The sequence below is a fragment of the Psychromonas antarctica genome (assembly GCF_022267535.1).
GTDB lineage: Bacteria > Pseudomonadota > Gammaproteobacteria > Enterobacterales > Psychromonadaceae > Psychromonas > Psychromonas antarctica.
The window spans coordinates 1-849 of sequence record NZ_JAHNZV010000268.1 but is presented as its reverse complement, the minus strand read 5'-3'; the positions used below and the strand labels follow the sequence as shown (position 1 = coordinate 849).

The 849-nt window shown below is 44.5% G+C and carries 2 protein-coding genes; both read left to right on the top strand.

Translation table 11 applies throughout. The annotated features are described in order from the left end of the window. On the top strand, positions 1–197 hold a 197-nt coding region (gene tnpB / locus KSO91_RS17415; RefSeq protein WP_238744275.1), incomplete at its 5' end, for an IS66 family insertion sequence element accessory protein TnpB. Positions 198–301: 104 nt separating this feature from the next. After that, a partial coding sequence (locus tag KSO91_RS17410) for a hypothetical protein (protein WP_238744274.1) occupies positions 302–849 on the top strand: 548 nt, incomplete at its 3' end.

The window sequence follows — 849 nt, the reverse complement described above, 5'->3', positions numbered from 1 at the left end:
ACCGTAATAAAACCATGATACGAGCACTTGCTTATGACGGCACTGGTTTTTGGCTGATGACCAAACGATTATCTACGGGGAAATTCCCTCATTGGCCAACGTCGAACAAGGTGATTCAACCTCTGGCAGCCAAACATCTACGCCAGCTACTTAGTGGTGATCGTGATGATCTTTTATGGCAAAAAACAGACAAGTAGCAGCAGCGAACGATGCCCTCTAAATTAATCATTGAATTTCCATTTAATGGGATCATAATGCCACCAAATTAATGAGTTAGAACAACTAAAGTGTGAGAAATACTGTGAGCAAACCGTTTACCGACATCGATGGCGAAGCACTGGAGGCTTTGATAGCACGCGTTACTGAAGCGAAAGACAATAATCTGGCGTTAAGTCCACAGGACTGTCAGTTGTTACTTGACGCCTTAGTAACTTTAGCAAGCATGCAGGACCGCTTAGCCAATCATGACGTTACGGTACACAAATTACGTAAATTACTGGGCATCGAAAAGTCGTCGGAAAAACGTGCGGATGTGAGCAAGCAACCTAAGGTCGCGCTTAAGAAGAAAAAGCCAAAAAATCATTCTGAAGAAGGTTTTGCGCCAGTGAAGCCACGCGTTGTTATTCATTCTCTGCCAGACCTTAAAAAAGGCAATGATTGCCCAGCGTGTCTAACCGGCAAGGTGTATAAAACTGACCCAGGTAGTTTATTACGTATCACAGGGCAAAGCCCGTTTACGCCAGAGCAGCATGTTATGGAGCGTTTTCGTTGCAATAGCTGTGGCGCTTATTTCACGGCGTCATTGCCTGATGACGTATTAAGCGATGGCTCTGCTAACCAAAAATATGG